Source organism: Pseudomonas sp. P867 (assembly GCF_019891455.1).
Taxonomy (GTDB): domain Bacteria; phylum Pseudomonadota; class Gammaproteobacteria; order Pseudomonadales; family Pseudomonadaceae; genus Aquipseudomonas; species Aquipseudomonas synxantha_A.
In genome coordinates, this window is sequence record NZ_JAFLXB010000001.1 from 384,962 (window position 1) to 407,225 (window position 22,264).

A 22,264-nucleotide genomic window follows, 5' to 3' on the forward strand; every position below is an offset into this window, starting at 1 on the left:
TAAAAAGGCCCTGAATCCATGATTCAGGGCCTATTCAATTCGGGCTTTACTCTGCCGCCGGGTTCAACAGCTCGGACAGCGCGTCCGGTTGGCTCTTGAACGCCTTGGCAAATACATCGCGGTTCTTCGCCATGTAGATCCCGGCTTCTTCCACCTGCTGCTCGCTCAACGACGGCACGGCTTTTTGCAACACCTCTGCCAGCAACTCAGCGAGTTCAAGCATCTTGTCATGACGGTCAGCTTCGGCTTTATCCATGAACAAACGCTCCAGATCTCGGCTGCTGCGGTATACCACTTCGACGGCCATTCACCACCTCACATGCCTTCACGATAGTTGTCTTTTGCGACCACTGTATTTATATACAGCGAAAAGGATAAGCCAAACGTTGGGGTTTGGATAGTAGGTTTTTAATGTAGTTGGGAAATGGGGGCGCTGCGCACCCCAGCGGGAGCAAGCTCCCTCGCCACAAGGATTGATTAAGTGCCTAATGTCAGCCCGCCACCATCTCACTATCCTGCCTATGGCCTTGTTTCTGCATACAGAACAACCGTCACGTCCAACCCGCATTATCCGGTCGAACCGACCTAAGGAAGCATCATCGTGAAAATCAACTGGGCCGAAAGGCTGCGCCAGCAAGTCCACGGGCTGGCCGAGTCCCTGGGCAATCTGTTTGTCGAGTCGTTTCACTACCTGGCGTTGTTTGCCATTGGTGCGGTGACCGCCTGGGCAGCGGTGATGGAGTTTTTGGGGATGCTGGAAAATGGGCACATCAAGATCGATGACATCTTGCTGCTGTTCATCTACCTGGAACTGGGCGCGATGGTCGGGATTTACTTCAAGACCAACCATATGCCGGTACGCTTCCTGATCTATGTGGCAATCACCGCGCTCACGCGTTTGCTGATCTCCAACGTGTCGCACCACAACCCGCCGGATGTAGGCATCATCTACCTGTGCGGCGGAATTCTGTTGTTGGCGTTCGCGATCCTGGTGGTGCGCTATGCGTCGTCGGCGTTCCCTTCGGTGAAGGTCGAGAGCCCGCGCCGCAAGGGCGAAGCGAGCCTTGAGACCGAGAAGGGCGAGCTTTAAAGCCCCACGCTGAAGGGCAGGGTACGGGCGGGCGGTCGCTGCAGGAGTTTGTGGCTGTCGCCGTCCGTCATCAGCTCCAGGATTTCCACGGCGCTATGACCCTGTTCGATGGCGATGCCGAACTGGATGCTTTGCACCAGGCGCTTGAGGCGCTGCGGGTCGTTGCGCTGTTCGGCGCTGATCATGCGCTTGGCCACCACGCCGGTCTCGTCCGAGAGGGTGAGCATGATGCTGCCGTCCAACCGTTGGATGCTCAGATTGACGCGGTATTGGGGGGTGAAGGTGTCGGTGATGATCTGAAAAGGATTGTCCATGGTGCGTTACCGCCTGATAAGAACATGCAGTCATTGACGGCCGGTGTCAGGATTAGTTCGCATTGCCTGACCATCGGCCAAATTCCGTTTTCCTCAATAGCTCTACAGCAAGGGCCGTGCCGTACAGGCGCTGGAAGCTCAAAGTGGGAGGGGGCTTGCCCCCGATAGCAGTCTTTGAGCCGAGTATTTATTGGCTGATACACCGCTATCGGGGGCAAGCCCCCTCCCACATTTGATCTGCGTTGTGCTTGAGGTCAGTGAGCTATTTCAGGGCATCACGGAAAAAACGATCGCAGACAGCGCAATCAGCCCGATGACCACCACAAACACATTCGATACCTGACCTGAATACTGGCGCAAAGATGGCACGCGGCGAATCGCGTACATCGGCATCAGGAACAGCAGGCACGCGATGATCGGCCCGCCCATGGTTTCGATCATGCCCAGGATGCTTGGGTTGAAGGTGGCCACGGCCCAGCAGGTCAGCACCATGAACAGCGCGGTGGAGCGTTCCAGCCATTTCGCCGACATCGAGCGGTTGCGCCCGCGCAGGGATTTGACGATCAAGCCCTGGAAGCCTTCGCTGGCGCCGATGTAGTGGCCCAGGAACGATTTGGTAATCGCCACCAGCGCGATCAGCGGCGCGGCGTAGGCGATTACTGGGGTCTGGAAGTGGTTGGCCAGGTACGACAGGATCGAGATGTTCTGCGCCTTGGCGGCGGCCAGGTCAGCAGGTGACAGCGCCAGTACGCAACTGAAGCAGAAGAACATCACCGTCAATACCATCATGGCGTGGGCGGTGGCGAGGATGCCGCTGCTTTTGCGCTCGGCCTGGGCGCCGTAGACGCGCTTCTGGTCCACGGCGAAAGCGGAGATGATCGGTGAGTGGTTGAACGAGAACACCATCACCGGGATCGCCAGCCACAGCGTCTTGAAGAACAGCGGCAGCGGCATGCCTTCGCTGGCGGAGGCGAAGAACGCGCCATTCCAGTTGGGGATCAGGCTGACAGCCAGCAGCAACAGCGCAGCAACGAAAGGGTACACCAGCACACTCATGGCCTTGACGATCACACCCTGGCCACAACGCACGATGGCCATCAGGCCGAGGATCAGCACCAGGGACAAGATCGCACGGGGCGGTGGGGTCATGTGCAGTTGGTGCTCCATGAAACTGCCCAGGGTGTTGGTCAGCGCGACGCTGTACACCAGCAGGATCGGGAAGATCGCAAAGAAGTAGAGCAGGGTGATCAGCTTGCCGGCGCCGACACCAAAGTGTTCCTCGACCACTTCGGTGATGTCGCCGGATTTTCCCGACAACACAAAGCGCGTCAGCCCACGGTGGGCGAAGAAAGTCATCGGAAAAGCCAGCAGCGCCAGCACGATCAGCGGCCAGAACCCGCCGACGCCGGCGTTGATCGGCAGGAACAGGGTACCGGCGCCGATGGCGGTGCCGTAGAGGCCGAGCATCCAGGTGGTGTCGTGTTTGGTCCAGCCGGTGGTAACGGTGTTGTCCAGAGCGGGATTTTCGGCAGCAGGTGTACGTACATCAGTCATCGGTATTGCCTCGTTATTATTTTTGCGCGGGCTCACGTTGGGGCGGGTAGCAGTGCTCCGATCAGCACTCCACCCAGCTGACCGCCAGGCCGCCCCGTGAAGTTTCTTTGTATTTGTCATGCATATCGGCGCCGGTATCGCGCATGGTGCGGATTACCCGGTCGAGGGAAATGAAGTGCTTGCCGTCACCGCGCAGGGCCATTTGCGTGGCGTTGATCGCCTTGACCGCGGCAATGGCATTACGCTCGATGCACGGCACCTGCACTAGGCCGCCGACCGGGTCGCAGGTCAGGCCGAGGTTATGTTCCAGGCCGATTTCGGCGGCGTTTTCCAGTTGCTCGGGGGTGGCGCCGAGAATATCGGCCAGGCCGGCAGCGGCCATGGCGCAGGCCGAGCCCACTTCGCCCTGGCAGCCGACTTCGGCGCCGGAGATCGAGGCGTTTTTCTTGCAGAGGATGCCGACGGCGGCGGCGGCCAGGAAGAAATTGACCACATCATCGTCAGACGCGTCGACGTTGAATTTCATGTAGTAATGCAGCACCGCCGGGATGATGCCGGCCGCGCCATTGGTCGGGGCAGTGACCATGCGCCCGCCGGCGGCGTTTTCTTCGTTGACGGCGAGGGCGAACAGGTTGACCCATTCCATCGCCGACAAGGTTGAAGTGATCACATTGGGTTTGCCGATTTCCAGCAGGCTGCGGTGCAGTTTCGCCGCCCTGCGCGGTACGTCCAGGCCGCCGGGCAGGATGCCTTCATCGCGCAAGCCCTGTTCCACGCATTCGCGCATCACCGACCAGATGTGCAGCAGGCCACTACGGATCTCTTCGTCGCTGCGCCACGCACGTTCGTTGGCCATCATCAGTTCGGAAACCCGCAAGCCATGCTTGTTGCACAACGCCAGCAGTTCCACGGCACTGGAAAAGTCGTAGGGCAATTGCACGTCGCTGGTCGGCGCAATGCCCGAGGCGGCCTCCGCGGCTTCGATGATGAAACCACCGCCTACCGAGTAATAGGTCTGCTCGCTCAGAGGGCCGTTGTCGCCATAGGCGTGCAGGGACATGGCGTTGGGGTGGTAAGGCAGGCTTTCATCCAGCAGCAACAGGTCGGTGTGCCAGTTGAAAGCGATTGCCTGGGAGCCGGCCAATAGCAATTGACCCGACTCGCGCAGTTGCTGGATACGCGCATTGATCGAGGTGGGGTCGACGCGGTCCGGCCATTCGCCCATCAAGCCCATCACACAGGCGCGATCAGTGGCATGGCCTACGCCGGTGGCGGACAGCGAGCCGTACAGACGCACTTCAACGCGGCGGGTTTGGCTGAGCAAATGCTGATCGGTCAGGGCCTGGGCGAACGTCGCGGCAGCGCGCATCGGGCCGACGGTATGGGAGCTGGAGGGGCCAATGCCCACCTTGAATAAATCGAAAACACTGATAGCCATGCTAAAGCCTTACAAGCAATGGAGTAGAAATCGCTGCCATGTTTTGTAGAGCAGGCGGAATTGGCGCGATACTGAGCCTCTGGATCGGCACTGACCAACGAATTATCCTAAGACACCCTTTAGCAGGACTAAACGCTATGACCCGCCCCCTTCACGGCCAGACCTATGTGTGGCTGCATGTGTTTTCTTGCGCTGCACGGCATCTGTCGTTCACCCGCTGCGCCGAAGAACTGCACATCACACCGGGGGCGGTGAGCCAGCAGATTCGCCAGTTGGAGGAGCGCCTGGGCTTTCGTCTGTTTCATCGGCGCGCCCGTGGCGTTGAACTCAGCGCCGAGGGGCAGCGCCTGGCGGCGGTGGTCGGCGAGGCTTATGGCAGCATTGATGCGGAATTGCAGCGCTTGGATGCCGGGATGATCAGCGGCACCCTGCGCCTGCGCTCGATCCCCTCGTTTCTCGGCAAATGGCTGACCCCGCGCCTGCCACGTTTGCAGCAGCGCTTTCCCGACATCCAACTGCGCATGGTCGCCGAAGACAGCAGCATCGCCCTGCATGAAGGCGACTTCGACCTGGCCATCGACCTCAACGATGGCAGCTACCCCGGCTTGTTATCCACAGCCCTGCTGGACGAGCAGATATTCCCGGTGTGCGCCCCCAGCCTTCTACGTGGACGGCCGCCGTTGCATGGCCCGGCCGATCTGGCGCATTTTCCGCTGCTGCACGACATCACTGCCTGGCGTGGGAGTTATGAATATGCCGAGTGGGAGTTCTACCTGAATGCCATCGGCTACCACGGTGCCGACGTGCGGCGCGGGCATACCTTCAACCGCAACCACCTGACCATCGAGGCCGCCATTGCCGGCATGGGGGTAGCGATTGCGCGGCGCACGTTGCTCAATGATGAACTGGAGCGCGGCACCTTGATTGTGCCGTTTGGCCTGGCCGTGCCCAACCATAAGCGCTATGTGCTGCTGTATGCGCCAGGTGCATTGAGCCACCCCGGCGTGCGCGCGGTGCACGACTGGCTGGTGGAGGAAGCAGGGATTTTTCGCGGTTTGCACCCGTTGGGAGAGGGGCAATTGTGAGGAAAACAGAACGTAAGAAGTTGTAACTAACTCCCCACCCTACCAGCGTTTTTGCCCGTCGTCAGGGTTAATTTGTAATGTAGGATTTATCTTTGCAAAGGGGTTGAATTGTTTTAGCAGGTGCTCAATTGTGTAATCAGGAGGTCATGGTTTCACCACCCTGGTGTTGCAGTTTGTGACCTCTGGCGAGCTAGCTGAAATAAGGGAAGAACTATGCAAATCCAAGTCAATAGCGATAACCATATTGAAAGCAGCATCCGACTGGAGGAGTGGGTACGTACTACCATTGAGAGCACGCTCGAACGTTACGAAGAAGACCTGACCCGCGTTGAGGTCTACCTGCGGGATGAGAACGGCGACAAGCCCGGTCCCCACGATTTAAGTTGCCGCCTGGAAGCACGGCCAAAGGGCCATCAACCGGTTTCCGTGTGCCATAAAGCCGATACGCTGGAACAAGCGATCGATGGCGCCGCCACCAAGTTGGACCATGCGTTGGAACACCTGTTTGGCAAACTGCAAGGCAAGCCCCGCGCTGCCGCGAAAACCCAGCCAATCAACAAAGTGAATGAAGACGCGCTTGAAGAGGAATTCCTGGAAAACGAAAACGCTGCAATCAACGGCTGACCGTTTTTTAAACCCCCACTGAAAACGGGCCTGCATATGCAGGCCCGTTTTCGTTCAACGCCGTCGCTGGAAGAAATACCGGCTCAGAGCGGCCAGTCCGCAAGCGCCCAAGCCCGCAAACAGCATGGCCCAACCAGCACCGCTACGCAGGGCCGTCTGTGCCTCCAGGCTTGTGAGGCCAGGCGCGTTCAGCTTGCCCGCCGCAATATGCTGGCTGAGGGTTGCCCAATCCGCCGCCGTGCTGGTCGGCAATACATTGGCCAGGTGATGGCTGATTCCGAGCAACAGCACCAGCCCCATCAATGCGATGTTGAGCGCCAGGGTGATCAGCCGTGCGCTGAAGTCGATGCCCGAGGCCATGCCTGCGCGGTCAGTCGAGACGGCGCCGGTAGTGGTATTGGTGGTCGGCGAATTGGTCAGCGCCAGCCCAATGCCGGCGATCGCGCAACTGAGCAGCACCAGTGCTGTGCTGGGCTGTTCGGCGTAATTAACCGCGGCCATGCCCAAAAAACCTGCGCCCATCGTCCCCAGGCCCAGGGGGATGATGCGTTCGGCGCCAAAGCGCAGGGCCAGGCGTTCGGCCAATGGCGGTACCAACAAAGTGGGCAAGGTATACGCGAGCAGTGCGGCGCCGGTGGTCAGCGTGTCGTAACCCAGGCCCGCCTGGAAATACAGTGGCAAGTAGATCATGAACGGCCAGAAGCTGAAGTTCATGCCGATTGAGCCCATCAAGGCGCCGTTGAAACGTTGGATGCGGAACACCGAGAAGTCGAACATCGGATGGGCGCTGCGCCGTTCGATCAAGATAAACAGCAGCAGTCCGAAGACCGACAGGCCGGCCCAGCCGAGCATCGCCGGGGTGCCGAAGCCGTTCTCGCTGCCCTGGGTGATGAAGTAGACCAGCGCAAACACCGCCAGCGTCATGGTCAACATGCCGGCAATGTCGAGGCGATGGCTGGCCGGGTCACGGGATTCCTGCACGCTGATGTGCAGCAGCGCCAAGGTAAACAGGGTCAGTGGTACATGCACCAGGAACACCCAGCGCCAGTCCGCGACGGCCAGTATCACTGCCCCGATCATCGGCCCGAAACCCAGGCCCACGCCAGCAATTACGCCCCATATCGCGAACGCTCGCGCCCGCGCCGCCGGTTCGCGGAACTGGTGGGACAAGATGGCAAACTGGCAAATCATCATCGCGCCGGCGCCAATGCCCTGGATGAACCGCGCCACGATCAGTGTCGGCGCATCGTTGGCCAGGCCACACGCCAGCGAGGCCAGGGCGAACACCCACAGACACAGCACCAGCACGCGCCGCCTACCGAAACGATCCGCCAGCGTGCCTGCCGCCATCAGCACGCTGGTGCAGGCCAGGGTGTAGGCATTCATGATCCATTGGGCGTCTTGAAAGCCGGTGCCCAATTCCTGTTCCAGCGTCGGCAGGATCACCGGCACGCTGGAGATTTCCAGGCCGAACATGAGGGCCACCAGGCAAACGGCGGTGAGGGCCAGGGCATTTCTGGCGGTGCTCGGCGGGTTGAGGGCCGATGCAGCTGCGGCGGACGGCATGACGAGTTCCTTTCAAATAGGGGAGGGCTCTATTCTCTCGGGAACCGGATTCGTTATTCGTGATAAGTTTTCCATTGATATGGGAATCAAAGGCGACAATTGACGCATGGCTACCCCGCGTTTTGATGGCGTTGAGCTGTTTTTGCAAATCGTCGAGAGCGGCAACCTGACCGACGCCGCCGAGCGCCTGAACCTTACACGCTCGGCCGTCGGTAAAGGCTTGGCGCGTCTGGAGGCGCGGCTGGGCACGTGCCTGTTGCAGCGTTCTACGCGCCGCCAGCGGTTGACCGAGGATGGGCAGGCGTACTACGAACATTGCCTGCGCGCATTGGCCGAACTGGAAGCGGCCGAATCGGTGCTCGAAAGTGGCCGGCAACAACCACGGGGACGGCTGAGGGTCAGTGTGCCGCTGGCGTTCGGGCACCACTATGCGGCACCGGCCTTGTGGGGCTTGATGGAGAGTTACCCTGAACTTGAAATCGAGATTTGCTTCTCCGACCGCATGATCGATTTGGCGCAAGAAGGCTTCGACATGGCCGTACGCATCGGCCCGTTGCCGGACACCGACCGCCTGAGTGCCCGTCGCCTGGGCCAGCAGGCCATGGGGCTGGCAGCCTCGCCGGCGTATCTGCAGCGCAAGGGCGCCATTGAACGTATCGAAGACCTGGCCGCTCATCGCGGCATTGCGTATCGCAGCAACACCACGCATCGCTCGCGTCTGGCTTCGCCCCTGATAGTGGACGACCTCCAGGCGCTAGCCGATGCCGCCATCGCGGGCGTGGGCCTGGCCTGGTTGCCGAGTTGGTTGATAGCTCACTATGCGCTGCGGGGGCAATTGGAAGCGGTGCTGCCCAGCTATCGCGAACAGCCTGCGCCGATCCATGTGGTCTGGCCGACGGCGGTGCATATGCCGGCCAAGACGCGGTGTGCCATCGATGCGTTGGTGGCGGCCACGCCCAGTTGCCTGGCGGGCAGTTGAAGTCGGTTAGGTCCAATGTGGGAGGGGGCTTGCTCCCGATGGCGGTGTATCAGTGGCAAATGTACCGACTGACACACCGCCATCGGGAGCAAGCCCCCTCCCACAGTAGGTTCTGTGTTGTTCTGCAGATTTGGGTCAGAACGCGATAGAGGTTTGCACATACACCGTACGCGGCTCACCCACATACTTGCCCTTGTTGTTGTCGTCAAACGAGCGGGTGTAGTACTGCTTGTTGAAGATGTTCTTCACCCCCACCGCCACATTCAAATCCGACAATTGCGGGCCGAAGTCATAGGCCGCGCGGCTGCTGAACAGCATGTAGCCGGGGATGCGCCCATTGGCACCGTCGGCGCTTTCGGCCTGGGTGTTGGCATTGTCGGCGAATTGGCTGCTCTGGTAGCTGCTGTCCACATTCAGCTTCCACGGGCCTTCGGGGTAACCCACGCCGAGGGTGCCTTTGTGCTTGGACGAGAAGGGCACGCGGTTGCCTTTGTTCGGGCCGTCTTCGCGAATGGTCGCGTCGACATAGGCATAAGTGGCATACACATCGAAACCCGCCAGCGCCGGGCTCAGGCCGTCGAGCGCATAGTTGATGCTCGACTCAATGCCCTGGTGACGGGTTTCACCGCGGGCGATCACCGTGTCGTTGGTCTGGTTGCTGTCGTACTGGTTGTCGAAGTTGATCAGGAACGCGCCGATTTCTGCGCGCAGGCTGCCATTGTCGTAGCGCGTGCCGAGTTCCCAGGTGCGGGCTTTTTCCGGTTTTACTTCGCCGCTGTTCACGCGGTTGGGCATCTGGCTGTACTGCACGCTGCCGAACGAGCCTTCGGTGTTGGCGTAGAGGTTCCAGTCGTCGGTGAGGTGATAGAGCACGTTCAGTGCCGGCAGTGCGGTGTTGTAGTCGCCTTTGTATTTGACGTTGCTGAGATTGTTGGTCTGTTGGGACTCGATCATCTCGTAGCGCACGCCCGGTGTGATGGTCCACTTGCCGATATCAATGCGGTCGTCGATAAAGAACGCGTTGGCTTCAGTGCCGCCACGGGTGTCGCGGTCGTTGCGACTGTTGGTGGTGGGGATTTGCTGGTTCGCGGCAATCGGCGTGCGGTAGCGCAACTCGTGACCCGCTTCATTGATATAGCGATAGCCGACACCCACTTCATGGCTAGTCGGGCCAAGGTCGAAGCCCTGGGCGAAGCGGGTTTCCAGGCCGCGTACCCAGTATTCGCGTGGCGACAGCGACAGGAAGCTGCCCTGGTCCAGGTAACCGCTGCGCAGGGTCTTGGTGAAGAAACTGTTGACCGTGAATTCGCGGCGATCCTGCTCGTAGCGATAGCCGACGTTGAACATCGTACGGCGGCCCCAGAATTTGTCGTACGGGCGGGTGGACTGATACGGGTCGGCCTTGTAATCCTTGACGTTCAAGCCTCCGGGCATGTCGGCCTGGCCTTCGTAGTACTGCGCCATGGCGTTGAAGCTGTTGGCGTCGTCCAGTTGGTATTTGCCCTTGAGGATCAGGTCGTCGATGCGCGTGTTGCTGTTTTCGCGCCAGTCGCCACCCCGGGTGCCGGAGTACAGGATCGCGCCGCCCAAGCCGTTGTCAGCAGTGCCGCCGGCCAGCAGGTTGCCGGTGGTCTTGAAGCCGTCGTGGCTGGAAGACGGGCTGGTCTCGGTCTGCAAGCCGCCCTTGACCGTGGGCGCATCCGGGATGGCGCGGGTCACGAAGTTGACGATGCCGCCGACGTTTTGCGGGCCATAACGCACCGCACCGCCGCCACGGACCACGTCTACCGCGTCCATGTTGCCCATGCTGATCGGCGCAAAGGACAACTGCGGCTGGCCATAGGGCGCGAAGGGCACCGGGATGCCATCCATCAGCACCGTGGAGCGCGATGCCAGGCGCGGGTTGAGCCCGCGAATGCCGAAGTTCAGCGCCATGTCATGGCTGCCGGTGCCGTTGTTTTCCGGGGCGTTGACGCCGGGAATGCGGTTGAGCACGTCGCGGGCTTGGGTTGCACCTTGGCGTTCGAACTCCTCGCGGCGGATCACATCACGGGCGCCGGGGTGTTCGAACACGTTGGTTTGCGCCGCGTCACCGAGCCAGTCGCCGACCACGTTGGAGGTTTGCAGTTCGAGGGTGGCGGGGGCGCCAGCCGGTTGCAGGCTGAAGGCGTTGTCGCCCTCGGCCCGGGCTTGCAGGCCGGTGCCCTCCAGCAGTTTGCTCAGGCCCTCGGCCGCCCTGTAATTGCCCGACAGGCCGTGGCTTTGCATACCAGCCGTCACATCAGAACCGAACGACACCAGCACACCGGCTTGGCGACCAAATTGGTTCAGGGCCGCCTCCAGGGTGGTCGGCGCGATGTGGTACGCCTTGGCGTCGGCGGCCATCACCGCAGGCAGCACGGTCAGGCTGAGGCTGGCGCCCAGTAGGAGTTGGCGCAAGGTGCGGGCAAGAAGCGTCGGTTGCTGGGGCATGAAGGTGGTCCTGAGAAGGAAGGATCAAGGTGGCTTTCCTTCTCTGTCACGCCAGGTGCGGAAAACAGCTCACACAAATGCAAAATAAATTCAGGCTCGGGCCTGCACGGTCACCCAATAGCGGGTAAAGCGCCGAACTTTCACCGGCAGGCTGATTTCCAGCAGGTCCAGGATGCGTTCGCTGTTATCCAGCGGGTAGCTGCCGGACAGCAAAAGGTTTGCCACCTGCGGGTCACAATTGAGCTGGCCGCGACGATAGCGCCCCAGTTCATTCAAGAAGTCTTCAAGGCGCATGTGTGCAGCCACCAACATACCGTCGGCCCAGGCGCCGCAGTTGGCGTCGGTGGCGCGTGGGGTGTCCCAGCCTTTGCGGGTGAAATTGACCTGGCGTGCGGCATCGACGCTCAGCGGCAAGCCGCTGTAGTTGTTGGGCATCACCTCGACCTGGCCGGCCAGCACCGCCAATTGGGTGTGGTCGTTGAACTGGCGCACATTCAAGCGCGCCGCCTGGCTGCTGAGCAGGCCCTGGCCGGTCAGCACGCGCAACGGCGTATCACCGGCACGGGAGGTGAGCAGGATTTCCCCTTCGAGCAGGCGTACCAGGCGCTGCCGACCGTCGAAATGTACATCCACCGCGCTGCCGGTGTTGAGCTGCAACTGGCTGCCGTCGGCCAATTGCACCGTACGGCGCTGGCCAACCGGGCTGCGATAGTCGGCGCTCAGCGGCGGCAGAATATGTTGCTGACGCAGGCTCCAGGCCGCTGCCGAGCCAGCGCCCAGGATCAACAGCAACTTCAGCGCCTGGCGTCGGCTGCTGGTGCGCGGTGCATTCAACGCAGCGTGCGCCAGGGGCGAGGGCATCCCGCGCAAGCGTTGATTGACCTGTTGAATCTGCTCCCACGCACGCTGGTGCTCGCTGTGGGCGTTCAGCCATTGTTGCCAGGCCGCTTGCTGGCGAGGGTTGAGCGCGCCTTGCTGCATTTCCAGCAGCCAGTGCACGGCTTGTTCGGCGACTTGGCTGGACACGTTCATAGGGCGAAGTAGCAGCGCATGGCGGCTTTGGTCAGGTGGCGTTTGACCGTGGCGATGGAGATGCCCAGTTCTGCGCTGATTTGCGCGTAGGTCAGGCCGTCGAGCTGGGCCAGCAGGAACGCACGTTTAACCAGCCTGGGCAGGCCGTCGAGCAGTTGGTCCAGCTCCAGCAGGGTTTGCAGAATGATTGCGCGGTCTTCTTCCGATGGCGCCACCTGCTCGGGCATTTGCGCCAAGGCATCGAGGTAGGCGCGCTCCAGGTCCTGGCGGCGATAGAAGTTGCACAGCACGCGCTTGGCCACGGTGGTGAGGAAGGCGCGGGGCTCGATCAGTGTCGGGGTATCCCGTGCGCTGAGCACGCGAATAAAGGTGTCCTGGGCCAGGTCGGCCGCGTTTTCCGGGCAGCCGAGCTTGCGTCGCAACCAGCCGGTGAGCCAGTGGTGATGGTCGTTATACAAAACTTCGACGGTGTTGGACGGCTGCAACGCGATCACTCCACAAGCATTGATATGCCTTAGAGAACAAGAATTGTTCGCATTGTAGGGCGGGTAACGAGCTTCGGCAATCGGCCAGGGCAGGTGATTCATCCGTTCTCTTTTGCTTATGAGAATATTTATCATTAATATTGCGCGTTGATGAACTTGGCGCCTGCCGCATGAAAAGCAAAACCGCATTGCCCATTTCCTATCGCCTCGCCGTCACCTCGCGCGTGCTGGCGGCTGTGATCGGTGGTTACTTGATGGCCTCCCTGGCCGCCATCTGCCTGGCGCTCTGGTTGCCCACTTCCCGCGCCGATGCGGTGGTCACCGGCATGATGAGTTCGTTTGTGTTCTACCTGTTGGCGGTGCTCTGGTGTTTTGCTTGCCGCACGGCCTGGCGCGCCTGGGCCGGGGTGATGGTGCCAAGTGCGCTGTTCGCCACGTTGGCCGGCGTTGGTTTCTGGGTGGCGCGCACATGAAAGAGGGCTTTCGCCAGGCCATGGCCTGGCTGCATACCTGGGCCGGATTGATCTTCGGCTGGCTGCTGTTTGCGATTTTCCTGACCGGCACCCTGGCCTATTTCAAAGACGAAATTACCCACTGGATGCAGCCCGAAGTGCAGGCCCATCCCATGGACGACGGGCGTAGCCTTGCCGTAGCCCAGAATTACCTGCAACAACAGGCGCCCACGGCCGCACGCTGGTTCATTACCTTGCCTACCCATCGTGATCCCGGCCTGTCCGTGATGTGGCAAGACAAGGTCGAGCCCGGCAAGCGCGGCACCTTCATCCAGAAAACCCTCGACCCGGTCAGCGGCCAACCCGTCCAGGCCCGCGACAGCAAGGGCGGCGAGTTCTTCTATCGGTTCCACTTCCAGCTGCAGATGCCTTACCCGTGGGGCCGCTGGCTGTCGACCATCGCCGCCATGGTGATGTTGGTCGCGCTGATCACCGGCATCATCACCCACAAGAAAATCTTCAAGGACTTCTTCACTTTCCGTCCGCGCAAAGGTCAGCGCTCCTGGCTCGACGGGCACAACGCGGTGGGCGTGCTGGTGCTGCCGTTTCACCTGATGATCACCTACAGCAGCCTGGTGATTTTCATGAACATGGTCATGCCCGCGCCCATCATGGCGTCCTATGGCGACGACAGCCGGGCGTTCTTCGATGAGTTGTTCCCCGCTACCAACAATGCGCCGGCCCTCGGCCAGCCCGGTCAGTTGCTGCCGTTACTGCCGATGTACCAGCAGGCGCGCGAGCAGTGGGCGGGCGGCCATGTGGGGCGGCTGGCGGTCAATAACCCTGGCGATGTCAACGCCTCGGTGAATGTGTTTCGCGCTGGCTCCGACAGCGTGGTGCACGCCTTTGGCAATACCCTGTCGTTCAACGGCACCACTGGCGAGCTGTTGCGGGCCAGTGGCGAGCCGTCTTTGCCTGCGGTGATTGGTGGCAGTTTCTATGGTTTGCACATGGGCCATTTTGCCGGTCCCGTGCTGCGTTGGTTGTACTTTATCTGCGGCCTGGCGGGCACCGCGATGATTGGCACGGGGCTGGTGATCTGGCTCGGCAAGCGCCAGCTCAAGCATGCCAAAACTTCGGTGATGCCGTTTGAACTGCGGTTGGTGGAAGTGTTGAACATTGCCAGCATGTCCGGGCTGATGATCGCCATCGCTACGTTTTTCTGGGCCAACCGACTGTTGCCGGTGAGTTTCGCCGAGCGTTCCGACTGGGAAGTACAAGCCTTCTTTACCGCCTGGGGCCTGAGCCTGCTGCACGCCATGTTGCGTCGCGGTCGCCAGGGTTGGGTCGAGCAACTGAGCTTCGGCGCGTTGCTGTTTGCGGCGGTCCCACTGCTTAACGCCAGCACCACCTCGCAGCATTTGGGCGTTTCTCTGGTCAATGGCGACTGGGCCATGGCCGGCTTCGATCTGACCTGCCTGGCCAGTGGTGCGTTTCTCGCCTGGGCGGCCTGGAAGATGCACCATCGCACCGCGCCGCAACTCAAGGCCGAACGTGCACGTGGCCTGACGCTCAAGCAGGAGGCCAGCTGATGCTGCTCGCGCTGCTGATGTGCTACGCCGGGTTTACTGCGCTATGCCTGTCCACAGACCGTCACCACGGCGAGCTGCTGCACAGCAAACCCACGCCCACTCGGCGCCTGGGGCTGCGCGTGGGCGGTTGGTTGCTGCTGATTGTCGCGATCTGGCCCGCGGTGCTTGCCGCCGGTTGGAGCCAGGGCCTGGTGCAGTGGTGCGCGGTGTTGATGCTCAGCGCCTTGCTGCTGGTGTTGCTGCTGCCTTATCGCCCAAGGCTGGCCTTGATCCTGGCGGGCCTGAGCCTGCTGGCCAGCCCTGTTACGGCATTCGCCCTGTCCTGAGCCTGCCATGATGATCAGTCCACCGCCGGAACCCCAGGACAGCCCGCACACAGATGCGGCCGGTGGGCGAGCGCATTTCCTGCAGGTATTTTTGTCCCAGCGCTCGCAGATGGAGGCACTGGTCAGCCGCCGCGTCGGTTGCCGCGCCACCGCGGCCGACCTGGTGCAGGATTTGTTCCTGCGTTTCTGGCGCCGCCCCCTGGTGCAGGTCGAAGAGCTCAGTACCTACTTGCTGCGCTGCGCGGGCAATATCGCCATTGACCATTTGCGCACTGAAGGCGCCCGAGTGCGCAGCAATGAAGGCTGGTTGCCGGAGCAACAAGACAACCAGAGGTGCGAGCCCCAGGCGGCGCTGGAGGCCGGCAATGATCTGCGCCATGTCGAAGCCGCCTTGCGCAGCTTGCCCGAGCGCACCCGGCAGATTTTCCTGCTCAACCGCATCCACGGTCGCAAATACGCGGAGATCGCCAAGGCCATGGGGTTGTCCCAAAGCGCCGTGGAAAAACATATGATGCGCGCCCTCGAAGCCTGCAAGGCCAGCCTTCGCGAACCGCCGCCTCCACGCACGCCAGGGAAAGCACCGTGAACGTTACGCCCACACCCGCCCAGGAACAGGCCGCGCTGGCCTGGCTGAGCCTGTTGCATGACCAGCCCAGCAGCGGCGACCAGGCTACTTTCAGCCGCTGGCTGCGCGCTGATCCCGCGCATGTCGAGGCCTACGCCCAGGCCCAGGTGCTGTGGGAGTTGAGCGAAGTGCCGGCACGCCAGCTGGCTGATGAGGATGCGCTGGCCTTGCAGGGCTACCTCAATAAGATCAACACCTCCAAGCATTCACGTGGGGTGCGTTGGTCCGGCGCCCTGGCGATGGCCGCAAGCCTGCTGTTGATGGTGGCGATGGGCGCCGGTTGGCAGCCGTCGCGCTGGGTTGATGAGTTAGGTGCCGATTACGTGACGGCGGCGGGGGAGGTGAAGACCTTTACCCTGGCAGATCAATCCCAGGTCACCCTCGATGCCGACAGCGCGATTGCCGTGGATTTCAGCCATGGCGAGCGGCATATCCAACTGCGTCGCGGTGCGGGATTTTTCAGTGTGACCCACACGGGTCAGCCCTTCGTGGTGGAGGCGGGCGGTGGTGAGGCGCGGGTGCTGGGTACCCAGTTTGAAGTGCGCCTGCAACCTGCCGGGGCAGAGGTCACGGTGTTATCCGGACGGGTTGGCGTGACGCCATCCAAACAGGGCCTGCAACAGGTACTGGCTGCAGGTCAGCAAGTGGCCTATGCCGACGGCGTAGCCGACACCCTGCACGCTGTCGACAGCCAGTCCCGCCTGGCCTGGCGTGACGGCTGGCTCAATTACTACAAGGCGCCGCTGGCGGATGTGGTCAAGGACCTGAGCCGTTATTACCCGGGCCGCATCGTGTTGCTTAACGATGAGATGGGCGCCAGGCGCGTCAGCGGCAGCTTTCCAAGCAAGGATCCGCAGGCGGTGTTGAATGCGCTGCAAGCGGTGCTCGGCTTTGAACAACACTCGCTGCTGGGGCGCATGATCGTGTTGCGCTAGGCGCGCTTCACCAAACCTTCATCGCAATCGCCAAAACCTGTCACCAAACGGTTACACGTGCCGTGGATCATCCCTGGGTTCCTGAACAAGTGGTCAGGAAGAGCACCTCTGCCCCATACAACACAACAATGTCAGTAAGGGATCTACACGTGAACTACAACACTCTTTATGCCCTGCTTATGGCATCGGGCCTGGGCGGCTTTGCGCCGCTGGTTCTGGCCGATGACACACAGGATGTGGGGTCGGTGAACGTTACCGGCAAGCAGACCCTGGGCAACGGCCATATGATCCGCGAAGAAAGTGCCAAGGCGCGTTCCACGGTCACCAAAGAAGCCATGGATGAAATGTCGGGCACCGCCAACGCCATCGACAAGCTCAAGTACACCCCGGGCATCAACGTTTCCAGTGATGACGCCAGCGGCACCAGCGGCACCACCTTCACCATGCGCGGCATGAGTTCGGACCAGGTCGGGGTTTCGGTCGACGGCGTGCCGATCAACGACTCGGGCAACTACAGCGTGTATTCCAACCAGCTGGGTGACCCGGAAAACCTCGCCGAAGTGTTCGCCACCCAAGGCTCTTCCGAGGCAGACGGCCCGCACATTGGCTCCAGCGGCGGCAACATCGGCATGATCACTGTCCGGCCGACCAAGGATGCCGGGGTATTCGCCAAGCAGATCGTAGGTGCCAACGCCCTGCGCAAGACGTTTGTGCGGGCTAATACCGGCGATTTTGGCGGCCTGAAAACCTGGGTCTCGGCGTCGCACCTGGAAGGCGACAAGTGGCGCGGCAAGGGCACTCTGCGCAGCGACAAGATCGAGTGGAGCAGCTTGTTCGAAGATGACAACGGCAATTCCACACTGGCCACGGTCAAGTACAACAAACAGGAAAACTACAACTACAACAGCCTGAGCAAATCACAGTTTGACACGGAGGGGCGGCGCAAGGACTACGCCGAAAGCCCGGTGTACAAGGCAGGTCTGTTGTCTGCGTCCTACAAGCTCAACCGCAACCCCTTCGAAAGCGTAAACGCCACGCTGACCCAGCGCTGGCAATTGCAAGACAACCTGTCGCTGACAGTCACGCCGTACTACTACTGGTCCAACGGCGGCAGCTTCAGCGGCCAGACCGCCTCCAACCTGGGGCCAAAGTCTGACAAGGCCGGCAACTACGACCTGAGTAACCTGCAATCGGCCAACTATTATCGCCCTTCATGGACCGAGACCTGGCGCCCGGGCGTCACGGCCAAAATGAAGTGGGACATCAACGAAGCGCACAGTCTGGACTACGGCTACTGGTATGAACGCGCACGCCAGCGCCAGACCCAGCCATTTATCGGGATCAACGGCGAGGGCGCACCCGATGATGTGTGGGGCGATTACAACAGCGGCGGGCAGGTGGTCGACAAGAATGGCGCCACTGTACAAGGCCGCCACTATTACACCGTCACCCCGGCGCAGAAACTCTGGGTACAGGACAACTGGCAAGCCACGCCGGACCTGAGTTTTGTCGCGGGCCTGGCCTACCAATACGTCGAGCGCGACGGCAACAATCTCGGCAGCCTCTACGACAAAGCGGAAAAACGTAACACCCGTTACCATCAGTTCCTGCCCAACTTCAGCGCCAAGTACCAGGTCGACGAAAGCAACCAGGCGTTCTACAACGTCACCCGCAATATGCGCACGCCTCCCAACTACGTGCTGTACAACAAGGGCGACTCCGTCAGCCTCAAGTCCGAATTGAGCTGGAACCAGGAACTGGGCTGGCGCTACACCGATGACGACATGGCGCTGAGTGCGACCTTGTTCTATATCAGTTTCAAGGATCGCCAGGTGTCGACTACCGACGCCAGCGGTGACTACATGGTGCTTAACGTCGGCAGCGTCGATAACAAGGGCCTGGAGCTGGAGTGGAGTGGCTTGTTGCCGCACAACTTCAACTACTACGCGTCGTACACCTACACCCAGTCCGAGCAGAAGGACGACCTGCTCAGTAAGAATGTGCTGCTGCCAACCTCGGGCAAGCAACTGGCCAACGTGCCGGAAAACATGTTCAACCTGGTGTTCGGGTACGACGACTCGCGGTTCTACGGCAACGTCGCGGGCAAGTATGTCGGCAGCTTCTATGGTGATTTGACCAACAAGGAGAAGATCGAAGGCCGTACGGTGTTTGACCTCAATGCCGGTATTTACTTGCCGGTGGACAAGAGGGTCATCAAGTCGGCGACCCTGCGCCTGTCGATGCTCAACGTCTTCGACAAGGAATACTTGAGTTCGGCGCGTACCGTGGCGTTCAACTCGGCGCCGGTCAACGGGTTGGGGGCGAGTACGGCGTATTACAACGTGGGCGAGGAGCGTACAGCGATGGTGTCTCTAGAGGCCAACTTCTAAGACCACCACAAAACCAAATGTGGGAGGGGGCTTGCTCCCGATAGCGGTGAATCAGTCATCATTTTCATTGATTGGCACACTGCTATCGGGAGCAAGCCCCCTCCCACATTTGATCCACGGTGTTTCAGGAATCAGGTTATTTCAGCGCCGCCATGATCGCATCCGGGTTGTAGTCGCGGATCAATGTGCCATTGACGTCCACAAATGGAATCCCACCCCCACCCAGCGCCTCATACGCCTTGCGCGCCTGGGCATCCTTCTCGATATCGACGGCCTGGTACGGGATACCTTTTTGGTCCAGAAAACGCCGGATCTGCTTGCAGTACCCACACCACTCGGTGGCATAGAGCACCACACGCGCCGAGGCGCGTACCTGCTCCGGCACCACCTGGGACGGGTTGAACACCCGCTCGATCTTGCCCCAGTTCTGGATCGCGACCACCACCAGCAACACCAGCAGGACTTTCTTTAAAACCCCGCCCAGCATCAGTTACGGCGCTTGAGCTGATCGGTCAGTTGGGTCGGCAGGCCCTTGATGATCAAGGTGCCGGCGGCTTCGTCGTATTCGATCTTGTCGCCCAGCAGGTGCGCTTCAAAGCTGATGGACAAGCCCTCGGCGCGCCCGGTGAAGCGGCGGAACTGGTTGAGGGTGCGTTTGTCGGCCGGAATCTCCGGCGACAGGCCGTAATCCTTGTTGCGGATATGGTCGTAGAACGCTTTTGGCCGATCTTCATCGATCAGGCCGGAGAGTTCTTCCAGGCCCATGGGTTCGCCGAGCTTGGCCTGGCTGCTGGCGTAGTCCACCAGAGTCTTGGTCTTTTCGCGGGCGGATTCGTCAGGCAGGTCTTCGCTTTCAACGAAGTCACTGAACGCCTTGAGCAGGGTGCGGGTTTCGCCCGGGCCGTCGACGCCTTCCTGGCAACCGATAAAGTCGCGGAAGTACTCCGAGACTTTCTTGCCGTTCTTGCCCTTGATAAAGGAGATGTATTGCTTGGACTGCTTGTTGTTCTGCCACTCGGAGACGTTGATGCGCGCCGCCAGGTGCAACTGGCCCAGGTCCAGGTGGCGCGAGGGCGTCACGTCCAGCTCGTCGGTGACCGCCACGCCTTCGCTGTGGTGCAGCAGGGCGATGGCCAGGTAGTCGGTCATGCCTTGTTGGTAATGGGCAAACAGCACATGGCCGCCGGTGGAGAGGTTGGACTCCTCCATCAGCTTCTGCAGGTGTTCCACCGCAGTGCGGCTGAAGGTGGTGAAGTCCTGGCCACCGTCAAAGTATTCCTTCAACCAGCCGCTGAACGGATGCGCGCCGGACTCGGCATGGAAGAAACCCCAGGCCTTGCCTTGTTTGGCGTTGTAGCTCTCGTTGAGGTCGGCAAGCATGTTCTCGATGGCGGCCGACTCGGACAGTTCGGAGTCGCGGGCATGGAGCACTGCGGGGGTGCCGTCGGGTTTTTTGTCGATCAGGTGGACGATGCAATGACGGATCGGCATAGGCTTCTCGGCTGGTTGAAGGGGGAGGGGGCGGCCTCCCCGAAAAGTCGCCCAGTGTACCGCACCCATTGGCCGTGACGTGCCCCGAAGGCATTTTGGATGCCCTCCGACTGCCCATATGCCTTTTTTTCACGGTTTAGAGCGATAAAGCTGACCAAATGGGTATGTTGAGGCGGATATTTCCCCGTCTCTGTGCTAGTTTTGCCCCGTCTTACGCCAAGTCTCGGCGTTAAGCGTGCATTCAGCATTTGTCAGGTCGAACCAATCCCCGTTTCAAGCATCTATAACCCCGATCTCCGTGGTTATAGCCGGGGATGCCAGGCCATGACGGTCGGGCTCGACGGCTGACACTGCACTCTGCAATCCATATGAATTTGATAGGGAAGGAACACCACAATGGCTTTGACTAAAGACCAACTGATCGCTGATATCGCTGAAGCTATCGACGCGCCAAAAACCACCGCGCGCGCTGCTCTGGACCAACTGGGCCAGATCGTTGCTGATCAGCTGGAAAATGGCGGCGAAATCACTCTGCCAGGCATTGGCAAGCTGAAAGTAACCGAGCGTCCTGCCCGTACTGGCCGTAACCCTTCGACTGGCGCTGCCATCGAAATCGCTGCCAAGAAAGTTATCAAGCTGGTTGTGGCTAAAGGCCTGACCGACGCTGTTAACAAGTAAGACGCAGTAAAAAAAACCGTGCTCCGGAGTGATCCGGGCACGGTTTTTTGTTGCCTGCGGTTTTATTGTGATGAAAGGTTAGTCGCGCACCCAGCGCTGGCGCCAGATCTGCTGCTCATTCTTGGTCTGGAACGTCCAGGCCACAAACCGGCTTTGCTTCTGCCCCTGAGACATCTCTACCACCTGGCTTTCCAGCACGCCGGCTTTTTTCAGCGCGGTTTCGATCGCAGGCAAGTTGGACGCTTTTGACACCAGGGTGCTGAACCACAACACCTTGTGGGCAAAATGCGCGCTCTCGGCGATCAACTGCGTCACAAAGCGTGCTTCGCCGCCTTCACACCACAGCTCGGCCGATTGGCCGCCGAAGTTGAGAACCGGCAACTTGCGTTTCGGATCGGCCTTGCCCAGGGCGCGCCACTTGCGCTCGCTGCCCTTGGTGGCTTCATCCATGGATGCATGGAACGGCGGGTTGCACATGGTCAGGTCAAAGCGTTCGCCCGGCTCCAGCAAACCCAGCAGGATCTGCTTGGGGTTGGGCTGCTGTCGCAGCTGGATAACCTTGCTCAGGTCGTTGGACTGCACGATGGCCTTGGCGGCGCTCACGGCGATAGGGTCGACCTCCGAGCCCAGGAAGTTCCAGCGGTACTCCATGTAGCCAATCAGCGGGTAGACGCAGTTGGCGCCCATGCCGATATCCAGCACCTTGACGATCGAGCCACGCGGGATCTTGCCGTCGTTGACGCTGGCCAGCAGGTCGGCGAGGAAGTGCACATAGTCGGCACGCCCCGGTACCGGGGGGCACAGGTAATCGGCCGGGATGTCCCAATGCTGGATGCCATAGAACGACTTGAGCAACGCCCGGTTGAACACCCGCACCGCGTCCGGGCTGGCGAAGTCGATGCTTTCCTTGCCGTAGGGGTTGATGATCACGAATTTCGCCAGTTCTGGCGTGGTCTTGATCAGCGCCGGGAAGTCGTAACGGCCCGTGTGGCGGTTGCGCGGGTGCAGGGTGGCCTCTTTGCGCGGTACCACGGGCTTGGCCGGGGTAGCGGATTTAGGCTTCTTGCGCGAAGGTTTAGGCGTAGTGGGGGCGGTCATGATGATTCTGGTGTTGGCTCAAAGTGGCGGCCATTGTC

At 60.7% G+C, this 22,264-nt stretch carries 22 protein-coding genes; 11 read left to right on the forward strand and 11 right to left on the reverse strand.

Going from position 1 to position 22,264, the window contains the following annotated elements; genetic code table 11:
• Positions 1-46: 46 nt before the first annotated feature.
• Positions 47-307, reverse strand: a complete 261-nt coding sequence (locus J1G33_RS01820; protein WP_003188807.1) for a YebG family protein — start codon at positions 305-307, stop codon at positions 47-49.
• 294 nt (positions 308-601) lie between these two features.
• Between J1G33_RS01820 and J1G33_RS01825 the strand changes: the two genes are divergently transcribed.
• The gene (locus J1G33_RS01825; RefSeq protein WP_003188808.1) at positions 602-1,090 is read left to right on the forward strand and encodes a phosphate-starvation-inducible PsiE family protein; all 489 of its coding nucleotides are present in this window, start codon (positions 602-604) and stop codon (positions 1,088-1,090) included.
• Here J1G33_RS01825 and J1G33_RS01830 read toward each other — a convergent pair.
• The 3 genes from J1G33_RS01830 to J1G33_RS01840 form a co-directional block, all read right to left on the reverse strand.
• Positions 1,087-1,404 carry a DUF3509 domain-containing protein gene (locus J1G33_RS01830; RefSeq protein ID WP_032877639.1) on the reverse strand — a complete coding sequence of 106 codons (318 nt, stop codon included), beginning with the start codon at positions 1,402-1,404 and terminating at the stop codon, positions 1,087-1,089. The two genes, J1G33_RS01825 and J1G33_RS01830, sit on opposite strands and share 4 nt — an antisense overlap.
• 267 nt (positions 1,405-1,671) lie before the next feature.
• The gene (locus tag J1G33_RS01835) at positions 1,672-2,958 is read right to left on the reverse strand and encodes a serine/threonine transporter (protein WP_148853394.1); all 1,287 of its coding nucleotides are present in this window, start codon (positions 2,956-2,958) and stop codon (positions 1,672-1,674) included.
• A gap of 61 nt (positions 2,959-3,019) precedes the next feature.
• Positions 3,020-4,396: an L-serine ammonia-lyase gene (locus tag J1G33_RS01840; RefSeq protein WP_223017619.1), complete on the reverse strand. Its 1,377-nt coding sequence runs from the start codon at positions 4,394-4,396 to the stop codon at positions 3,020-3,022.
• A 137-nt stretch (positions 4,397-4,533) separates the two neighbouring features.
• Here J1G33_RS01840 and J1G33_RS01845 point away from each other — a divergent pair, with 137 nt between their 5' ends.
• Both J1G33_RS01845 and J1G33_RS01850 read left to right on the forward strand, forming a co-directional pair.
• Positions 4,534-5,481: a LysR substrate-binding domain-containing protein gene (locus J1G33_RS01845; protein WP_223017620.1), complete on the forward strand. Its 948-nt coding sequence runs from the start codon at positions 4,534-4,536 to the stop codon at positions 5,479-5,481.
• Positions 5,482-5,694: 213 nt separating this feature from the next.
• Complete coding sequence (locus J1G33_RS01850; protein WP_032877636.1) at positions 5,695-6,105, forward strand: HPF/RaiA family ribosome-associated protein; 411 nt, start codon at positions 5,695-5,697, stop codon at positions 6,103-6,105.
• A gap of 54 nt (positions 6,106-6,159) precedes the next feature.
• Here the strand turns inward: J1G33_RS01850 and J1G33_RS01855 are convergent, their stop codons facing one another.
• A complete protein-coding gene (locus J1G33_RS01855; RefSeq protein WP_032877635.1) occupies positions 6,160-7,671 on the reverse strand; it encodes an MFS transporter in 1,512 nt (503 codons plus the stop codon).
• Positions 7,672-7,777: 106 nt separating this feature from the next.
• On the opposite strand from J1G33_RS01855, the gene J1G33_RS01860 reads away from it, so the two are divergent.
• Entirely contained in the window at positions 7,778-8,650 is an 873-nt protein-coding gene (locus tag J1G33_RS01860) for a LysR family transcriptional regulator (protein WP_032877634.1), read from the forward strand.
• Positions 8,651-8,785: 135 nt separating this feature from the next.
• On the opposite strand, the gene fecA is transcribed toward J1G33_RS01860, so the two are convergent.
• The 3 genes from fecA to J1G33_RS01875 form a co-directional block, all read right to left on the reverse strand.
• Complete coding sequence (gene fecA / locus J1G33_RS01865) at positions 8,786-11,122, reverse strand: TonB-dependent Fe(3+) dicitrate receptor FecA (RefSeq protein WP_223017621.1); 2,337 nt, start codon at positions 11,120-11,122, stop codon at positions 8,786-8,788.
• A gap of 90 nt (positions 11,123-11,212) precedes the next feature.
• Positions 11,213-12,154, reverse strand: coding sequence for a FecR domain-containing protein (locus tag J1G33_RS01870; protein WP_223017622.1), 942 nt, complete (start codon positions 12,152-12,154; stop codon positions 11,213-11,215).
• Positions 12,151-12,639: a sigma-70 family RNA polymerase sigma factor gene (locus J1G33_RS01875; protein ID WP_005785119.1), complete on the reverse strand. Its 489-nt coding sequence runs from the start codon at positions 12,637-12,639 to the stop codon at positions 12,151-12,153. The genes J1G33_RS01870 and J1G33_RS01875 overlap by 4 nt, the downstream gene beginning before the upstream one ends.
• A gap of 170 nt (positions 12,640-12,809) precedes the next feature.
• On the opposite strand from J1G33_RS01875, the gene J1G33_RS01880 reads away from it, so the two are divergent.
• The 6 genes from J1G33_RS01880 to J1G33_RS01905 all read left to right on the forward strand — a co-directional run bounded on the left by J1G33_RS01880 (position 12,810) and on the right by J1G33_RS01905 (position 18,959).
• Positions 12,810-13,112 (forward strand): DUF3649 domain-containing protein, encoded by a 303-nt coding sequence (locus J1G33_RS01880; protein WP_032877631.1) that lies wholly within the window; start codon positions 12,810-12,812, stop codon positions 13,110-13,112.
• On the forward strand, positions 13,109-14,683 hold the full coding sequence (locus J1G33_RS01885) for a PepSY-associated TM helix domain-containing protein (RefSeq protein ID WP_223017623.1): 1,575 nt from the start codon (positions 13,109-13,111) through the stop codon (positions 14,681-14,683). Before J1G33_RS01880 ends, J1G33_RS01885 begins: the two co-directional genes overlap by 4 nt.
• A complete protein-coding gene (locus tag J1G33_RS01890; RefSeq protein WP_032877629.1) occupies positions 14,683-15,009 on the forward strand; it encodes a DUF3325 domain-containing protein in 327 nt (108 codons plus the stop codon). The genes J1G33_RS01885 and J1G33_RS01890 overlap by 1 nt, the downstream gene beginning before the upstream one ends.
• Positions 15,010-15,016: 7 nt before the next feature.
• On the forward strand, positions 15,017-15,595 hold the full coding sequence (locus J1G33_RS01895; protein WP_032877628.1) for an RNA polymerase sigma factor: 579 nt from the start codon (positions 15,017-15,019) through the stop codon (positions 15,593-15,595).
• Complete coding sequence (locus J1G33_RS01900; protein WP_078820358.1) at positions 15,592-16,569, forward strand: FecR family protein; 978 nt, start codon at positions 15,592-15,594, stop codon at positions 16,567-16,569. Before J1G33_RS01895 ends, J1G33_RS01900 begins: the two co-directional genes overlap by 4 nt.
• Before the next feature lie 149 nt (positions 16,570-16,718).
• On the forward strand, positions 16,719-18,959 hold the full coding sequence (locus J1G33_RS01905; RefSeq protein ID WP_223017624.1) for a TonB-dependent receptor: 2,241 nt from the start codon (positions 16,719-16,721) through the stop codon (positions 18,957-18,959).
• 136 nt (positions 18,960-19,095) lie between these two features.
• Here J1G33_RS01905 and J1G33_RS01910 read toward each other — a convergent pair whose 3' ends face one another.
• Together J1G33_RS01910 and yejK are read right to left on the reverse strand one after the other, a co-directional pair.
• Complete coding sequence (locus tag J1G33_RS01910) at positions 19,096-19,446, reverse strand: glutaredoxin family protein (RefSeq protein WP_032877625.1); 351 nt, start codon at positions 19,444-19,446, stop codon at positions 19,096-19,098.
• Positions 19,446-20,450 carry a nucleoid-associated protein YejK gene (gene yejK, locus J1G33_RS01915; RefSeq protein ID WP_003171997.1) on the reverse strand — a complete coding sequence of 335 codons (1,005 nt, stop codon included), beginning with the start codon at positions 20,448-20,450 and terminating at the stop codon, positions 19,446-19,448. The genes J1G33_RS01910 and yejK overlap by 1 nt, the downstream gene beginning before the upstream one ends.
• Positions 20,451-20,846: 396 nt before the next feature.
• Between yejK and J1G33_RS01920 the strand changes: the two genes are divergently transcribed.
• Complete coding sequence (locus J1G33_RS01920) at positions 20,847-21,128, forward strand: HU family DNA-binding protein (protein ID WP_005785131.1); 282 nt, start codon at positions 20,847-20,849, stop codon at positions 21,126-21,128.
• Between the two features lie 78 nt (positions 21,129-21,206).
• Here J1G33_RS01920 and rlmF read toward each other — a convergent pair whose 3' ends face one another.
• The gene (gene rlmF, locus J1G33_RS01925; RefSeq protein WP_005785132.1) at positions 21,207-22,226 is read right to left on the reverse strand and encodes a 23S rRNA (adenine(1618)-N(6))-methyltransferase RlmF; all 1,020 of its coding nucleotides are present in this window, start codon (positions 22,224-22,226) and stop codon (positions 21,207-21,209) included.
• Positions 22,227-22,264: the final 38 nt, after the last annotated feature.

Excerpts from the sequence above, each read along its gene's own strand:
- J1G33_RS01820 (WP_003188807.1), bottom strand. The coding sequence starts at position 307 with ATGGCCGTCGAAGTGGTATACCGCAGCAGCCGAGATCTGGAGCGTTTG.
- J1G33_RS01830 (WP_032877639.1), bottom strand. The coding sequence starts at position 1,404 with ATGGACAATCCTTTTCAGATCATCACCGACACCTTCACCCCCCAATAC.
- J1G33_RS01835 (WP_148853394.1), bottom strand. The coding sequence starts at position 2,958 with ATGACTGATGTACGTACACCTGCTGCCGAAAATCCCGCTCTGGACAAC.
- J1G33_RS01840 (WP_223017619.1), bottom strand. The coding sequence starts at position 4,396 with ATGGCTATCAGTGTTTTCGATTTATTCAAGGTGGGCATTGGCCCCTCC.
- J1G33_RS01845 (WP_223017620.1), top strand. The coding sequence starts at position 4,534 with ATGACCCGCCCCCTTCACGGCCAGACCTATGTGTGGCTGCATGTGTTT.
- J1G33_RS01850 (WP_032877636.1), top strand. The coding sequence starts at position 5,695 with ATGCAAATCCAAGTCAATAGCGATAACCATATTGAAAGCAGCATCCGA.
- J1G33_RS01855 (WP_032877635.1), bottom strand. The coding sequence starts at position 7,671 with ATGCCGTCCGCCGCAGCTGCATCGGCCCTCAACCCGCCGAGCACCGCC.
- J1G33_RS01860 (WP_032877634.1), top strand. The coding sequence starts at position 7,778 with ATGGCTACCCCGCGTTTTGATGGCGTTGAGCTGTTTTTGCAAATCGTC.
- fecA (WP_223017621.1), bottom strand. The coding sequence starts at position 11,122 with ATGCCCCAGCAACCGACGCTTCTTGCCCGCACCTTGCGCCAACTCCTA.
- J1G33_RS01870 (WP_223017622.1), bottom strand. The coding sequence starts at position 12,154 with ATGAACGTGTCCAGCCAAGTCGCCGAACAAGCCGTGCACTGGCTGCTG.
- J1G33_RS01880 (WP_032877631.1), top strand. The coding sequence starts at position 12,810 with ATGAAAAGCAAAACCGCATTGCCCATTTCCTATCGCCTCGCCGTCACC.
- J1G33_RS01885 (WP_223017623.1), top strand. The coding sequence starts at position 13,109 with ATGAAAGAGGGCTTTCGCCAGGCCATGGCCTGGCTGCATACCTGGGCC.
- J1G33_RS01890 (WP_032877629.1), top strand. The coding sequence starts at position 14,683 with ATGCTGCTCGCGCTGCTGATGTGCTACGCCGGGTTTACTGCGCTATGC.
- J1G33_RS01895 (WP_032877628.1), top strand. The coding sequence starts at position 15,017 with ATGATGATCAGTCCACCGCCGGAACCCCAGGACAGCCCGCACACAGAT.
- J1G33_RS01910 (WP_032877625.1), bottom strand. The coding sequence starts at position 19,446 with ATGCTGGGCGGGGTTTTAAAGAAAGTCCTGCTGGTGTTGCTGGTGGTG.
- yejK (WP_003171997.1), bottom strand. The coding sequence starts at position 20,450 with ATGCCGATCCGTCATTGCATCGTCCACCTGATCGACAAAAAACCCGAC.
- J1G33_RS01920 (WP_005785131.1), top strand. The coding sequence starts at position 20,847 with ATGGCTTTGACTAAAGACCAACTGATCGCTGATATCGCTGAAGCTATC.
- rlmF (WP_005785132.1), bottom strand. The coding sequence starts at position 22,226 with ATGACCGCCCCCACTACGCCTAAACCTTCGCGCAAGAAGCCTAAATCC.